This is a genomic window from Pseudomonas sp. G(2018), from assembly GCF_005502415.1.
Classification (GTDB): domain Bacteria; phylum Pseudomonadota; class Gammaproteobacteria; order Pseudomonadales; family Pseudomonadaceae; genus Aquipseudomonas.
The window spans coordinates 200,298-215,426 of record NZ_SCOO01000005.1 but is presented as its reverse complement, the minus strand read 5'-3'; the positions used below and the strand labels follow the sequence as shown (position 1 = coordinate 215,426).

17 protein-coding genes are annotated in these 15,129 nt (G+C 59.7%); all 17 read left to right on the top strand.

Going from position 1 to position 15,129, the window contains the following annotated elements:
- Nucleotides 1-35: 35 nt before the first annotated feature.
- The 17 genes from iscR to der all read left to right on the top strand — a co-directional run bounded on the left by iscR (nt 36) and on the right by der (nt 14,990).
- Nucleotides 36-527: a Fe-S cluster assembly transcriptional regulator IscR gene (gene iscR, locus FFS64_RS07435; RefSeq protein ID WP_007903581.1), complete on the top strand. Its 492-nt coding sequence runs from the start codon at nt 36-38 to the stop codon at nt 525-527.
- A 50-nt stretch (nt 528-577) separates the two neighbouring features.
- Nucleotides 578-1,792, top strand: a complete 1,215-nt coding sequence (locus FFS64_RS07430; RefSeq protein WP_137804819.1) for an IscS subfamily cysteine desulfurase — start codon at nt 578-580, stop codon at nt 1,790-1,792.
- 85 nt (nt 1,793-1,877) lie between these two features.
- Nucleotides 1,878-2,264: a Fe-S cluster assembly scaffold IscU gene (gene iscU, locus FFS64_RS07425; protein ID WP_007974006.1), complete on the top strand. Its 387-nt coding sequence runs from the start codon at nt 1,878-1,880 to the stop codon at nt 2,262-2,264.
- A 34-nt stretch (nt 2,265-2,298) separates the two neighbouring features.
- Entirely contained in the window at nt 2,299-2,622 is a 324-nt protein-coding gene (iscA, locus tag FFS64_RS07420; RefSeq protein ID WP_003227904.1) for an iron-sulfur cluster assembly protein IscA, read from the top strand.
- A gap of 8 nt (nt 2,623-2,630) precedes the next feature.
- Nucleotides 2,631-3,152: a co-chaperone HscB gene (gene hscB / locus FFS64_RS07415; RefSeq protein ID WP_095193778.1), complete on the top strand. Its 522-nt coding sequence runs from the start codon at nt 2,631-2,633 to the stop codon at nt 3,150-3,152.
- 51 nt (nt 3,153-3,203) lie between these two features.
- Complete coding sequence (hscA, locus tag FFS64_RS07410) at nt 3,204-5,066, top strand: Fe-S protein assembly chaperone HscA (protein WP_137804818.1); 1,863 nt, start codon at nt 3,204-3,206, stop codon at nt 5,064-5,066.
- A gap of 2 nt (nt 5,067-5,068) precedes the next feature.
- The gene (fdx, locus tag FFS64_RS07405; RefSeq protein WP_137804817.1) at nt 5,069-5,410 is read left to right on the top strand and encodes an ISC system 2Fe-2S type ferredoxin; all 342 of its coding nucleotides are present in this window, start codon (nt 5,069-5,071) and stop codon (nt 5,408-5,410) included.
- A 14-nt stretch (nt 5,411-5,424) separates the two neighbouring features.
- Complete coding sequence (iscX, locus tag FFS64_RS07400; protein ID WP_095193776.1) at nt 5,425-5,625, top strand: Fe-S cluster assembly protein IscX; 201 nt, start codon at nt 5,425-5,427, stop codon at nt 5,623-5,625.
- Between the two features lie 88 nt (nt 5,626-5,713).
- On the top strand, nt 5,714-6,139 hold the full coding sequence (gene ndk, locus FFS64_RS07395) for a nucleoside-diphosphate kinase (protein ID WP_007903599.1): 426 nt from the start codon (nt 5,714-5,716) through the stop codon (nt 6,137-6,139).
- Nucleotides 6,140-6,167: 28 nt separating this feature from the next.
- Complete coding sequence (gene rlmN / locus FFS64_RS07390; RefSeq protein ID WP_137804816.1) at nt 6,168-7,313, top strand: 23S rRNA (adenine(2503)-C(2))-methyltransferase RlmN; 1,146 nt, start codon at nt 6,168-6,170, stop codon at nt 7,311-7,313.
- A 16-nt stretch (nt 7,314-7,329) separates the two neighbouring features.
- Nucleotides 7,330-8,088, top strand: coding sequence for a type IV pilus biogenesis/stability protein PilW (gene pilW / locus FFS64_RS07385; RefSeq protein WP_137804815.1), 759 nt, complete (start codon nt 7,330-7,332; stop codon nt 8,086-8,088).
- A complete protein-coding gene (locus tag FFS64_RS07380) occupies nt 8,088-9,128 on the top strand; it encodes a RodZ domain-containing protein (RefSeq protein ID WP_137804814.1) in 1,041 nt (346 codons plus the stop codon). The genes pilW and FFS64_RS07380 overlap by 1 nt, the downstream gene beginning before the upstream one ends.
- A 3-nt stretch (nt 9,129-9,131) precedes the next feature.
- Complete coding sequence (gene ispG, locus FFS64_RS07375) at nt 9,132-10,241, top strand: flavodoxin-dependent (E)-4-hydroxy-3-methylbut-2-enyl-diphosphate synthase (protein ID WP_003185136.1); 1,110 nt, start codon at nt 9,132-9,134, stop codon at nt 10,239-10,241.
- Nucleotides 10,242-10,263: 22 nt separating this feature from the next.
- Nucleotides 10,264-11,553: a histidine--tRNA ligase gene (gene hisS / locus FFS64_RS07370; protein WP_137804813.1), complete on the top strand. Its 1,290-nt coding sequence runs from the start codon at nt 10,264-10,266 to the stop codon at nt 11,551-11,553.
- Between the two features lie 41 nt (nt 11,554-11,594).
- Nucleotides 11,595-12,236: a tetratricopeptide repeat protein gene (locus FFS64_RS07365; protein WP_137804812.1), complete on the top strand. Its 642-nt coding sequence runs from the start codon at nt 11,595-11,597 to the stop codon at nt 12,234-12,236.
- Complete coding sequence (gene bamB, locus FFS64_RS07360; protein WP_137804811.1) at nt 12,229-13,380, top strand: outer membrane protein assembly factor BamB; 1,152 nt, start codon at nt 12,229-12,231, stop codon at nt 13,378-13,380. The genes FFS64_RS07365 and bamB overlap by 8 nt, the downstream gene beginning before the upstream one ends.
- 140 nt (nt 13,381-13,520) lie before the next feature.
- Nucleotides 13,521-14,990 carry a ribosome biogenesis GTPase Der gene (gene der, locus FFS64_RS07355; protein ID WP_095193769.1) on the top strand — a complete coding sequence of 490 codons (1,470 nt, stop codon included), beginning with the start codon at nt 13,521-13,523 and terminating at the stop codon, nt 14,988-14,990.
- Nucleotides 14,991-15,129 lie beyond the last annotated feature (139 nt).

Here is a 15,129-nt window from a genome sequence, read left to right as displayed (position 1 = left end):
TACTCGCCTCATTCCGAACTCCGTGGTAATTGTCCATGCGACTGACTACAAAAGGCCGATACGCCGTGACCGCCATGCTCGATCTGGCGTTGCACGCGCAGCACGGGCCCGTGTCCCTGGCCGATATCTCCGAGCGCCAAGGCATCTCCCTGTCCTACCTCGAGCAGCTGTTCGCCAAGCTGCGCCGCAGCAACCTGGTGTCCAGCGTTCGTGGTCCAGGCGGCGGTTACCAGCTGTCACGCGACATGCAAGGTATCCAGGTCGCCCAGGTGATCGATGCTGTGAACGAATCGGTCGATGCCACCAAATGCCAGGGCCAGGGTGATTGCCATCAAGGCGACACCTGCCTGACCCACCACTTGTGGTGCGATCTGAGCCTGCAGATTCACGAATTTCTGAGCGGTATCAGCTTGGCTGACCTTGTGACTCGCCGTGAGGTGCAAGAAGTAGCCCAGCGTCAGGATCAACGCCGTTGCAACAGCAAGGCGCCACGCCTGGACAAGATTGAAGCGTCCGCCGTCGAATGACAGCCAGAGAGCTAGCGGCGTGCCAGCCAGCCTGATTTAGGAGATAGTCCATGAAATTGCCGATTTACCTTGATTACTCTGCGACTACCCCGGTTGATCCGCGTGTCGCGCAAAAAATGAGTGAATGCCTGCTGGTCGACGGAAACTTCGGTAACCCGGCGTCCCGTTCCCACGTGTTCGGCTGGAAAGCTGAAGAGTCCGTCGAAAACGCCCGTCGTCAGGTGGCCGACCTGGTCAATGCCGACCCGCGCGAAATCGTCTGGACCTCCGGTGCCACCGAATCCGACAACCTGGCAATCAAGGGTGCGGCACATTTCTACGCCACCAAAGGCAAGCACCTGATCACCACCAAGATTGAGCACAAGGCTGTCCTGGACACCATGCGCCAACTGGAGCGTGAAGGTTTCGAAGTCACCTACATTGAGCCTCGTACTGACGGCCTGGTGACTCCGGAGATGGTCGAAGCCGAGCTGCGCGACGACACCATCCTGGTTTCGGTCATGCACGTGAACAACGAAATCGGCACCGTCAACGACATCGCCGCCATCGGCGAGTTGACCCGTTCCAAAGGCATCCTGTTCCACGTCGACGCCGCTCAGTCCACCGGCAAGGTCGAGATCGACCTGCAGAAGCTGAAAGTCGACCTGATGTCGTTCTCCGCTCACAAGACTTATGGCCCAAAAGGCATCGGCGCCCTGTACGTGAGCCGCAAGCCGCGTGTGCGCATCGAAGCGACCATGCACGGCGGCGGTCACGAGCGCGGCATGCGCTCCGGTACCCTGGCGACCCACCAGATCGTCGGCATGGGCGAAGCCTTCCGCGTGGCCAAGGAAGACATGGCTGCCGAGAACGCACGCATCAAGGCCCTGAGCGACCGCTTCTACAAGCAGGTCGAGCACCTGGAAGAGCTGTACGTCAACGGCAGCATGACTGCCCGCGTTCCGCACAACCTGAACCTGAGCTTCAACTACGTTGAAGGCGAGTCGCTGATCATGGCACTCAAGGATCTGGCGGTTTCGTCCGGTTCGGCTTGCACCTCGGCATCGCTTGAGCCTTCCTACGTGCTGCGTGCCCTGGGCCGCAACGATGAACTGGCACACAGCTCGATCCGTTTCACCTTCGGCCGCTTCACCACCGAAGAAGAAATCGACTATGCCGCGCAGAAAGTCTGCGAGGCCGTTACCAAGCTGCGCGCTCTGTCGCCGCTGTGGGACATGTACAAAGACGGTGTCGACATTTCGAAAATCGAGTGGGCGGCACACTGATTTCAAGTCGCCGCGAACCGGCCCTGTGAACCTCCGGGTTGCAGGGCTCAAAGAGCGACTCTCTGATGAGTGAGGATTAAGAACCATGGCTTACAGCGAAAAGGTCATCGACCACTACGAAAACCCGCGCAACGTCGGCAAGATGGACGCGGAAGATCCTGATGTCGGCACCGGCATGGTCGGCGCGCCGGCTTGCGGCGACGTGATGCGCCTGCAGATCAAGGTCAACGACGCCGGCATCATCGAAGATGCCAAGTTCAAGACCTATGGCTGCGGTTCGGCCATCGCTTCCAGCTCCCTGGCCACTGAGTGGATGAAGGGCAAGACGCTGGACGAGGCAGAAACCATCAAGAACACTCAGCTGGCTGAAGAACTGGCCCTGCCGCCAGTGAAAATTCACTGCTCCGTGCTCGCTGAGGACGCCATCAAGGCGGCCGTTCGCGATTACAAGCAGAAGAAAGGCTTGATCTGACTTTCAGGATTTGGCGACGAGTAAGGAGTCACCGATGGCTATCAGCATGACAGAAGCGGCTGCTCGACACGTGCGACGCTCCCTCGACGGGCGCGGCAAAGGTGAGGGGATTCGCCTGGGTGTTCGCACCACAGGCTGTTCCGGCCTTGCCTACGTGCTGGAGTTTGTCGACGAGGTGGTTGCAGAGGATCAGGTGTTCGAAAGTCACGGCGAAAAAGTGATCATCGACCCGAAAAGCCTGGCCTACCTGGACGGCACCGAGCTCGATTTCGTCAAGGAAGGGTTGAACGAAGGCTTCAAGTTCAACAACCCCAACGTGCGCGGTGAATGTGGCTGCGGCGAAAGCTTCAACATCTGAGGCTGCTCGTGGGTACTCCTTGTCATTTCGCTTTATTTGAGCTGCAGCCGAGTTTCAATCTGGATCTCGATCAGCTGGCTTCGCGTTACCGCGAACTGGCGCGCAGCGTTCATCCGGACCGCTTTGCTGACGCCTCCGAGCGTGAGCAGCGGCTGGCGCTAGAGCAATCCGCGAGCCTCAACGAGGCCTACCAGACGCTCAAGAGTCCCCCCAAGCGTGCGCGATACCTGCTCGCCTTGAATGGTGGCGAGCTGCCGCTGGAGGTCACGGTGCATGACCCGGAGTTTCTTTTGCAACAGATGGAATTGCGCGAAGAGCTCGAGGACCTGCAGGACAGCGCCGACTTGTCGGGCGTTGCCGCGTTCAAGCGCCGGTTGAAGACTGCCCAGGATGAACTGAACCAAAGCTTCGCAGCTTGCTGGAACGATGCCGCGCAACGTGAACGGGCCGAACGCCTGATGCGGCGCATGCAGTTCCTCGACAAGCTCACCTACGAAGTGCGCCAGTTAGAAGAGCGCCTCGACGATTAACCCAGTGCCGCTCCGGTCGCACGCCTGATATACAGATAAGTCCTGATAACGATGGCCCTACTGCAGATCGCCGAACCCGGCCAAAGTCCTCAACCGCACCAGCGTCGTCTGGCTGTGGGGATAGACTTGGGCACTACCAATTCGCTGGTCGCTGCATTGCGCAGTGGACTTTCCGAGCCTCTGGCCGACGTAGAAGGGCGGGTTATCCTGCCGTCTGCCGTGCGCTATCACGCCGATCGCGTCGAAGTCGGCGAGTCGGCCAAGCTGGCTGCCGCCACCGATCCCTTGAACACCGTGCTGTCGGTCAAGCGCTTGATGGGTCGTGGTCTGTCCGACGTCAAGCAATTGGGCGAGCAACTGCCGTACCGCTTTGTCGGTGGCGAATCGCACATGCCGTTCATCGACACGATTCAGGGCCCGAAAAGCCCGGTCGAAGTCTCGGCCGACATCCTCAAGGTCTTGCGCCAGCGTGCCGAAGCCACCCTCGGTGGTGAGCTGGTGGGTGCGGTCATCACCGTTCCGGCCTATTTCGACGACGCTCAGCGTCAAGCCACCAAGGACGCGGCCAAACTGGCCGGTCTTAACGTGCTGCGTTTGCTCAACGAGCCGACGGCAGCGGCGGTGGCTTATGGGCTGGATCAGCACGCCGAAGGCCTGGTAGCGATTTATGACCTGGGCGGCGGTACTTTCGATATTTCGATTCTGCGCCTGACTGGCGGTGTCTTCGAAGTGCTGGCCACCGGCGGCGACAGCGCCTTGGGCGGCGATGACTTCGACCACGCCATCGCTGGCTGGATCATCGAGAGCGCCGGTTTGTCTGCCGACCTGGATCCGGGTGTGCAACGCAATCTGCTACAAACCGCTTGCGCGGCCAAAGAGGCGCTAACTAACGCGGAGTCGGTTGAAGTCGCGTATGGCGACTGGAAAGCCGAGCTGACCCGTGAGGCCTTCAATGCGCTGATCGAGCCGATGGTTGCTCGCAGCTTGAAAGCCTGTCGCCGCGCCGTTCGTGACTCTGGTGTCGAGCTGGAAGAAGTGCACGCGGTGGTCATGGTGGGTGGTTCGACCCGTGTCCCGCGTGTTCGTGACGCCGTTGCCGAAGCTTTTGGTCGCCAGCCGCTGACTGAAATCGATCCGGATCAAGTGGTGGCCATCGGTGCCGCGATCCAGGCCGATACCCTGGCCGGCAACAAGCGCGATGGCAGCGAATTGCTGCTGCTTGACGTGATTCCGTTGTCCCTGGGGCTGGAAACCATGGGCGGGCTAATGGAGAAGGTGATTCCGCGCAACACCACCATTCCCGTCGCCCGCGCCCAGGACTTCACCACCTATAAAGATGGCCAGTCGGCCATGGCGATCCACGTATTGCAGGGTGAGCGCGAGCTGATCAGCGACTGTCGCTCCCTGGCGCGCTTCGAATTGCGTGGCATTCCGGCGATGGTTGCCGGTGCGGCGAAGATTCGCGTGACCTTCCAGGTCGATGCCGACGGTCTGCTGAGCGTCTCCGCTCGCGAGCTGGGCTCGGGTGTCGAAGCCAGCATCCAGGTCAAGCCGTCCTACGGTCTGACCGACGGCGAAATCGCCAAGATGCTCAAGGATTCGTTCCAGCACGCCAACGACGACAAGGTGGCCCGCGTGCTGCGTGAGCAGCAGGTCGATGCCCAGCGTCTGATCGAAGCGGTGCAGGCGGCCCTGGAAGCCGACGGCGAGCGCCTGCTCGACGCCGATGAACGCATGGTCATCGAGCTGCAGGTGCAGGAACTGACCGAACTGATGAAAGGTACCGATGGTTACGCCATCGAGCAGCAGACCAAGCGTCTGTCGCAAGTGACCGATGCCTTTGCTGCCCGCCGCCTGGACTCGACGGTGAAAGCCGCGCTGGCGGGGCGCAACCTGAATGAGATTGAGGAATAGCGATGCCGCAGGTCATTTTTCTGCCACACGAAAAGTTTTGCCCGGACGGCATGGTCGTGGAGGCTGAGCCCGGCATCTCGATCCTCGAACTGGCCCATGAACACCATATCGAGATGGAAAGTGCCTGTGGCGGCGTCTGCGCCTGCACCACCTGTCACTGCATCATCCGCGAGGGTTTTGACTCGCTGGAAGAGGCTGATGAGCTGGAAGAGGACTATCTTGACAAGGCTTGGGGGCTGGAAGCTCAGTCGCGCCTGGGCTGTCAGGCCAAGGTCGGGACTGAAGACCTGACCGTCGAAATTCCGAAATACTCGCTCAACCACGCAGCCGAAGCGCCGCACTGATTCAAGGAATTGTCATGAGTCTCAAGTGGACTGATGTGCTGGAAATCGCGATCCAGCTGGCTGAAACCAAGCCCGATGTAGATCCTATGTCGGTCAACTTCGTCGATCTGCGCAAGTGGGTGATGGAATTGCCCGAGTTCGACGATCACCCTGATCATTGTGGCGAAAAGATCCTGGAGGCCATTCAGGCCCACTGGATCGAAGAACGCGACTGAGCCACGCTGCAGGTTAGGCAATACCCAAGAACCCGCGTATAATTCGCGGGTTTAATTTTTCGCAAATTACCGTTTCTGGAGTTACACTATGGCTGTTCAACGTACTTTCTCCATCATCAAGCCTGACGCCGTTGCAAAAAACGTGATCGGCGAGATCACCACCCGTTTCGAAAAAGCTGGCCTGCGTGTTGTAGCTTCGAAACTGAAGCAACTGTCCAAAGCCGAAGCCGAAGGCTTCTACGCTGAGCACAGCGCTCGTGGTTTCTTCAACGACCTGGTTGCTTTCATGATCTCCGGTCCGGTTGTCGTTCAGGTTCTGGAAGGCGAAAACGCCATCGCTCTGAACCGTGAGCTGATGGGCGCTACCAACCCTAAAGAAGCTGCTGCCGGCACCATCCGTGCTGACTTCGCTGACTCCATCGACGCCAACGCTGTACACGGCTCGGACTCCGAAGCCGCTGCCGCTCGCGAAATCTCGTACTTCTTCGCAGCTACTGAAGTAACCACTCGCTAAGCATTGGCTTAAGAGTGAAGGTGAATCCATGACTACATCGACTGTTAAAACCAACCTGCTGGGTCTCACCCAGTCGGAAATGGAAAAATTCTTCGACTCAATCGGGGAGAAGCGTTTCCGTGCCGGTCAGGTAATGAAATGGATTCACCACTTTGGCGTCGATGATTTCGACGCCATGACGAACGTCAGCAAGGCCTTGCGCGAGAAGCTCAAGGCTGTTGCTGAAGTTCGCGGTCCGGAAGTGGTCAGCGAGGACATCTCCAGCGACGGCACCCGCAAGTGGGTGGTGCGCGTGGCGTCCGGCAGCTGCGTCGAGACCGTGTACATTCCCCAGGGAAAACGCGGCACCTTGTGCGTTTCGTCCCAGGCAGGCTGTGCCCTGGATTGCAGTTTCTGCTCCACCGGCAAGCAAGGCTTCAACAGCAACCTCACCGCCGCCGAAGTCATTGGCCAGGTGTGGATTGCCAACAAATCCTTTGGCAGCGTCCCGGCGACCGTCGACCGTGCCATCACCAACGTGGTGATGATGGGCATGGGCGAGCCGCTGCTGAACTTCGACAACGTCATTGCCGCCATGCATCTGATGATGGATGACCTGGGCTACGGCATTTCCAAGCGCCGCGTGACCCTGTCCACCTCGGGTGTGGTGCCGATGATCGATGAGCTGTCCAAGCACATCGACGTCTCCCTGGCGTTGTCCCTGCACGCACCGAATGACGCATTGCGTAACCAATTGGTGCCGATCAACAAGAAGTATCCGCTTAAGATGCTCCTCGAGTCGTGCCAGCGCTACATGTCGTCCCTGGGCGAAAAGCGCGTGCTGACCATCGAGTACACCTTGCTCAAGGACGTGAACGACAAGGTCGAACACGCGGTCGAGATGATCGAGTTGCTCAAGAACATCCCATGCAAGATCAACCTGATTCCTTTCAACCCGTTCCCGCACTCCGGGTACGAGCGGCCGAGCAACAACGCCATTCGTCGGTTCCAGGATCAGCTTCATCATGCCGGTTTCAACGTCACTGTCCGCACCACCCGTGGTGAAGACATCGACGCCGCTTGTGGTCAACTGGTAGGGCAGGTGCTGGATCGCACCCGTCGCAGCGAACGTTATATCGCGGTGCGTGAACTGAGCGCCGAGAGCGATATTGCTTCGAGCGCCGCGAATAAGTAACCAAGAGAGGATCTCTATGTCCCTGCGCTTTGCGCTGCTTTTGCTATTGGCCAGCCTCTGCGCTGGCTGTGTGCTTTCGGGCGATTACAACCCGATGAAGACCAGCAAGGGCCGCGACGAAGCGCGAGAGGCGTATGTGCAACTGGGCATCGGTTATCTGCAACAGGGCATGACTGAGCGGGCCAAAGTACCATTGAAGAAAGCCCTGGAACTGAATGATGCGGATCCGGACGCCAACGCGGCGCTGGGGCTGGTGTTCCAGGCCGAGATGGAGCCGGAACTGGCCGACCAGCATTTTCGCAAGGCGCTGTCTTCACGTCCCGCCGATGCGCGAATCCTCAATAACTACGGCAGTTTTCTTTTCGAGCAAAAACGTTACAAGGATGCTTACGAGCGCTTTGAACAGGCCGCCGCCGATACCCTGTATCCTGAGCGTTCGCGAGTGTTCGAGAACCTGGGCATGACCGCTTCGATGCTTGGCCAGCGGGAGTTGGCCCAGCAGCAACTGGAAAAAGCCCTGCGTTTGAATCGCCAACAACCACGCGCATTGCTGGAAATGGCTGAGTTGTCTTACGAAGACAGGCATTATGTGCCCGCGCGTGACTACTACGATCGTTTTAGTCTGCTCGCCGAGCAAAATGCACGTAGTCTATTGCTCGGCGTTCGGCTGGCAAAAGTGTTTGAAGATCGCGACAAGGCCGCAAGTGCAGGCCTGCAATTAAAACGACTCTATCCCGGTACACCGGAATATCAGCAATACCTGTCGGAGCAATGATGAAAGCGGCGCATCCCGAAGTTGTAGCAGCGAATCGCGTTAACCCCGGTGAGACCCTGCGCCAGGCCCGCGAAAGCAATGGCTGGTCGCTGGCCGAAGTGGCTCTCAAGCTCAACCTCACCGTCAACTCCCTGAGCAATCTGGAAGCCGGCGAATTCGACAAGCTGCCTGGGCACACCTTCGCTCGCGGTTATATTCGCGCCTATGCCAAATTGCTCGGCATGGACCAGGCCGTTCTGGTCCAGCAGTTCGATCAATCCACCGGTACAGACTCCCAGGGCAGCAGCGTGCATAGCCTGGGTCGTATCGAAGAACCGGTTCGGGTTTCCCACACCATCTTGCGTGTTGTCAGCCTGTTGCTTCTGGTGGCGGTGATTGGTGGTGGTTTTGTCTGGTGGCAGGATCAAACCTCGCTGCGCACCAAGGACCTGATCAGCCTGAGCCCTGAACACGTGGAAGTCGAAGGCGCCGACGGCACCACCCAGATTCATCCGCTGGACGAGCCGGAAGACCAGGCTGTCGCGGAAGGTCAGGCTGAAAACACCACCGCTCTGGCATTGCCGCAAGCCGAGACCGCGGCTGAAGCGCCGGCTGATGCTCAAGCGACTGAACCAGCAGCGCCGGCAGCACCAGCGCCAGCTGCACCGGCGCACAGTACGGCTCCGGTTGTCGCGACGCCTGCGACTCCGGCCCCGGCTGTTCCCGCCGTACCGGCCCCGACAGTCACTGCACCTATTGCCCCGAGTGTTCCAGCGCAAGCCGCTGCGACGCCAGCTCCGGCAGCGGCTCCGGTGGCCGGCCAGGGGCAGGTTCAACTGCAATTCACCGCCGATTGCTGGACGCAAGTGACCGATGGCAGCGGTAAGGTGTTGTTCAGTGGTCTCAAGCGTAAAGGCGATAGCCTTTCCGTCAGCGGCAAGCCACCGTTTGCCGTCCGCCTGGGCTTCGCCCGTGGCGCGCAGGTCAGCTACAACGGCCAGGCGGTCGATGTTGCTCCGTTCACCAGTGGCGAGACTGCTCGCCTGAAGTTGGGTCAATAAGTCATGCACGGCGAATCTCCAATCAAACGTCGCGAATCGCGCAAGATCTGGGTCGGTAACGTGCCTGTTGGCGGCGATGCGCCTATCGCTGTGCAGAGCATGACCAACAGCGACACTAACGATGTCGCGGCCACCGTGGCGCAGATCAATCGTCTGGAAGCGGCTGGCGTCGATATCGTGCGGGTATCCGTACCGGACATGGACGCCGCCGAGGCCTTCGGCAAGATCAAGCAACTGGTCAAGGTGCCATTGGTGGCCGATATCCATTTCGACTACCGCATTGCGTTGCGCGTCGCCGAGCTGGGTGTCGACTGCCTGCGAATCAACCCGGGCAACATCGGTCGCGAAGATCGCGTACGCGCCGTGGTTGATGCCGCCCGTGATCGCGGGATTCCGATTCGCATCGGCGTCAACGCCGGCTCCCTGGAAAAGGACCTGCAAAAGAAATACGGCGAGCCGACCCCGGCCGCGCTGGTCGAGTCGGCTCTGCGCCATGTCGAACACCTTGAGCGCCTGAATTTCCAGGATTTCAAGGTCAGCGTGAAAGCCTCCGACGTGTTCATGGCCGTCGAAGCCTACCGCCTGCTGGCCAAGGAAATCGTCCAGCCGCTGCACCTGGGCATCACCGAAGCCGGTGGTTTGCGTTCAGGCACAGTGAAATCCGCCGTGGGCCTCGGTATGCTGCTCGCCGAAGGGATTGGCGATACTATTCGCATCTCGTTGGCGGCCGACCCGGTCGAGGAAGTGAAAGTCGGCTACGACATTCTCAAATCCCTGCACCTGCGTTCCCGAGGCATCAACTTCATCGCCTGCCCGAGCTGCTCGCGGCAGAACTTCGATGTGGTCAAGACCATGAACGAGCTGGAAGGGCGCCTCGAAGACCTGCTAGTGCCGCTGGATGTCGCAGTCATTGGTTGCGTGGTCAATGGACCGGGTGAAGCCAAGGAAGCCCATATCGGCTTGACCGGCGGCACGCCAAACCTGATTTACATCGACGGCAAGCCGTCGCAGAAACTGACGAATGACAATCTGGTGGATGAGCTTGAACGCTTGATCCGCCAGAAAGCAGCCGAAAAGGTCGAAGCTGACGCTGCCGTTATCGCGCGCGGCTGATCGAACGAATTAAGGAATTTTTGTGAGCAAGTCTCTGCAAGCCATTCGTGGCATGAACGACATCCTGCCCGAACAGACCCCGCTGTGGCGTCATTTCGAAGGCAAAGTTTCGCGTCTGCTGGATAACTACGGTTACAAGCAGATCCGCATGCCGATCGTCGAGTTCACCGAGCTGTTCAAGCGCTCCATCGGTGAAGTGACCGATATCGTCGAAAAAGAGATGTACACCTTCGACGACCGCAACGGCGATTCCCTGACCCTGCGTCCTGAGGGCACCGCGGCGTGCGTGCGTGCAGTGCTCGAACACGGCATCACTGGCGGTGGCCAGGTGCAGAAGCTCTGGTACATCGGCCCGATGTTCCGCCACGAGCGCCCGCAGAAAGGTCGTTATCGCCAGTTCCACCAGATCGGTGTCGAGGTGTTCAACCTCGACGGTCCGGACATCGACGCCGAACTGATCGTGCTGACCTGGCGCCTGTGGGGTGAGCTGGGTATCCGCGATGCGGTCAAGCTCGAGCTCAACAGCCTGGGCACCAGCGAGTCCCGTGTTCGTTACCGCGAAGCGCTGGTCGAGTTCCTGTCCGGGCACCTGGACAAGTTGGACGAAGACAGCCAGCGTCGCCTGAAGACCAACCCGTTGCGGGTACTGGACACCAAGAACGCCGAGACGCAGGCGATTCTGGTCGATGCGCCGAAAATGGCCGATTACCTCGACGAAGAGTCCCGCGTGCACTTCGAGGGCCTCAAGGCTCGTCTGGACGCTGCCGGCATCCCTTACGTGATCAACCCGAAGCTGGTTCGCGGGCTGGATTACTACAGCAAGACCGTTTTCGAGTGGGTCACCGACAAACTGGGCGCCCAGGGCACCGTGTGTGCCGGTGGTCGTTATGACGGCCTGGTCGAGCAGATGGGTGGCAAGCCGACTGCGGGTGTCGGTTTCGCCATGGGCATCGAACGCCTGGTCCTGCTGCTCGAAACCCTCGAGCAGATCCCGGAAGAGATCTCCCGTCAGGTCGACGTCTACCTCTGCGCCTTCGGTGAAGAAGCCGAGCTGGCCGGCCTGGCCCTGGCCGAGCGTGTGCGTGATCAATTGCCCAACCTGCGCCTGCAAGTGAATGCCGGCGCCGGCAGCTTCAAAAGCCAGTTCAAGAAAGCCGACAAGAGCGGTGCGTTGTATGCATTGATCCTCGGTGACGACGAGATGGCCCAGCAAGTGGTAGGTTTCAAACCCCTGCGTGGCCAGGGCGAACAACAAAGCATTGCCTGGGATGCGCTTGCTGCACACCTGGCCACCTGCGTCGTGCAGGGTTGAAGCTGTCTTAACAGCCGATTTAGCGATTAAGGAGTATTGGGGTGTCGAGTACCGAAGACGAACAGCTGGCGGATTTGAAGGAATGGTGGTCACGCAACGGTAAGCCCCTGGTCACTGGCGGCCTGTTGGCGCTGGTTATCGTGTTCGGCTGGCAGGCGTTCCAGAAGTATCAGAACAACCAGTCGCAAGGCGCCTCGGTGCTCTATCAGCAATTGCTGGAGACCACGCTGACGCCTGATGGCAAGCCTGACGCGGCCCGTGTTTCGGACCTCGCAGCCAAGCTCAACAGCGAATTCGGCGGCAGCGCCTATGCGCAATACGGCAGCCTGTTCGTGGCGAAAGTCGCCGTTGACAGCGGCAAGCTGGATGACGCAGCCAGCGAACTGAAAGCCATTGCCGACAAACCGGCCAACCCGGCACTGGGCGAAATCGCCCGTCAGCGCCTGGCGCAGGTGCTGGGCGCGCAGAACAAGGCCGATGAAGCCCTGAAACTGCTCGAAGGCGATGCCGACAAGGCCTTCCTGGCCACTCGCGAAGAACTCAAGGGCGACCTGCTGGTGCAGCTGGGTCGTACCGATGAAGCGCACGCGGCGTATCAAAAAGCCAAGGCGGCACTGTCGGATGAAGCGGCGGTCGGTGGCCTACAAATCAAGCTGGACGACCTGGCCAAAGGGGATGCGTGACGTGATCCGTTGGAAGCATGCAGCATTGCTGACCTTGGCCATTTTGGCCGCGGGTTGCAGCAGCAACAGCAAGAAAGAACTGCCACCGGCCGAGTTGACCGATTTCAAGGAAGAAGTGGTTCTGCAAAAGCAGTGGAGTCGTTCGATCGGTGACGGTCAGGGCGAAACCTACAACATGCTGGTACCGGCGATCGATGGCAGTACCATCTATGCCGCCGATGTCACCGGTGTGGTGATGGCGATGGATCGCAGCAACGGCGACGTCAAGTGGAAGAAAGATCTCGAACTGCCTGTTTCCGGCGCCGTTGGCGTCGCTTACGGTCTGCTGACGGTCGGTACGACCAAGGGTGAGATCGTTGCCCTGGATGCCATCAGCGGCGAAGAGAAATGGCGCTCCCGCGTGTCCAGCGAAGTCCTCGCACCACCGGCCAACAACGGTGATGTGGTTGTGGTTCAGACCCAGGACGACCGTCTGATCGGCCTGGACGCCGCGACCGGCAACCAGCGCTGGTTGTATGACAGCACGCCTGCCGTATTGACCCTGCGCGGTACCAGCGCGCCGATCGTCACCAACCGCCTCGCGGTGGCTGGCCTGTCGACCGGTAAAGTGGTCGCTCTCGACATTTCCAACGGCGTGCCGGTATGGGAGCAGCGTGTAGCGATCCCGCAAGGCCGTTCGGAACTGGAGCGCGTTGTCGACATCGACGGCGGCCTGCTGTTGTCCGGTGAAACGATTTATGTCGCGAGCTACCAGGGTCGCGTTGCGGCACTGGACCTGCAAAGCGGTCGGCAACTGTGGCAGCGTGATGCTTCCAGCTACGCGGGTGTCGCCCAGGGTTTCGGCAGCGTCTACGTGAGCCTGTCTTCGGGCACTGTTGAAGGTGTCGACGAACGTTCCACCACTGCCTTGTGGAGCAACGATTCGCTGGCCCGCCGTCAACTGTCGGCTCCGGAAGTGTTCTCCAGCTACGTTGCAGTCGGTGACCTGGAAGGTTACCTGCACCTGCTGAGTCAGGTGGACGGCCGTTTCGTCGGCCGCGAACGCATCGACAGCGACGGCCTGCGTGCCCGTCCGCTGGTGATGGGTGACACGATTTATGTCTATGGCAACAGCGGCAAACTGGAAGCCCTGACCATTAAGTAAAGGTTTGACTATGCTTGGGGTTAACCCCCCAGGCGGCCCCGATTTTCGGGGTTTGCAGCGTTTGCATACGCTGCCCCGAGCACCAGCCGCTGCCTCGCAGCGGCTTTTGTATTTTCTGAAATAACGAAGTGGAGAGCCGCATGGTTCCCGTAATCGCCCTGGTGGGCCGACCGAACGTCGGCAAGTCCACCTTGTTCAACCGCCTGACCAGGACTCGCGACGCCATCGTCGGCGACTTGTCCGGTCTGACCCGTGATCGCCAGTACGGTGAGGCCAAGTGGCAAGGGCGTTCCTACATTCTGATCGACACCGGCGGTATCTCCGGTGACGAGCATGGTATGGACGAAAAAATGGCCGAGCAGTCGCTGCTGGCCATTGAAGAAGCGGATGTAGTGCTGTTCCTGGTAGATGCCAAGGCCGGTTTCACCGCCGCCGACCAGATGATCGCCGAGCATTTGCGCAAACGTAACAAGCGTTCTCACGTGGTTGCCAACAAGGTCGACAACATCGACCCGGAAATGGCCCGCGCCGAATTCGCCCCGTTGGGCATGGGCCACGCGATCCCGATCGCCGGCGCCCACGGTCGCGGCATCACCCAGTTGCTGGAAGCGGCACTGAGTGAATTCCCGAAAGACGAAGACGAGCTGGAAGAAGGCGAGGAAGAGGACGTTGCAGAAGGCGAGGAAGCCAAGCGCATTCCTGGCCCGAGCGAAAAAGACGGGATCAAGATCGCCATCATCGGCCGGCCGAACGTCGGCAAGTCGACCCTGGTCAACCGCATGCTCGGTGAAGACCGGGTGATCGTGTATGACCAGCCCGGCACCACCCGCGACAGTATCTACATCCCGTTCGAGCGTAACGACGAGAAGTACACGCTGATCGACACCGCCGGTGTGCGCAAGCGCGGCAAGATCCACGAAGAAGTTGAAAAGTTCTCCGTGGTCAAAACCCTGCAAGCCATCAAAGACGCCAACGTGGTGATCTTTGTGATGGACGCCCGCGAAGGCGTGGTGGATCACGACCTCAACCTGCTGGGCTTTGCCATTGAGTCGGGTCGTGCGCTGGTCATCGCGATCAACAAGTGGGACGGCATGACGCCGAGCGAGCGTGACTTCGTGAAGGTCGAGCTGCAACGTCGACTGTTCTTCGTTGACTACGCCGACATCCACTTCATCTCGGCACTGCACGGCACCGGCGTTGGCAACCTCTACGCCTCGGTGCAGAACTCGTTCAAGTCCGCGGTCACCCGCTGGCCGACCAACCGCCTGACCCAGATCCTGGAAGACGCGGTTGGCGAGCACGCACCGCCGATGGTCAACAACCGCCGGATCAAGCTGCGTTACGCCCACCTGGGTGGTGCGAACCCGCCGATCATCGTGATTCACGGTAACCAGATCGAGAAGGTGCCGAAGTCTTACGTGCGTTACCTGGAAAACACTTATCGCCGTGTCTTGAAGCTGGTCGGTACGCCGATCCGCATCGAGTTCAAAGGCGGCGAGAACCCGTACGAAGGCAACAAGAACTCGCTGACCGACCGCCAGGTCAACAAGAAGCGTCGCTTGATGTCGCACCACAAGAAGGCCGACAAGAAGCGCCGCGATAAGCGTTAAGGGCAGCTTCGAGCCTCAAGCTGCAAGCTTCAAGTACAAGCAAAAAGGTCCCTTTCGGGACCTTTTTCGTGTCCGGTGGATTGAAGCTTGACCACTTGCAGCTTGCAGCTTGAAACTTGCAGCTCACCTGCAAGGGGCT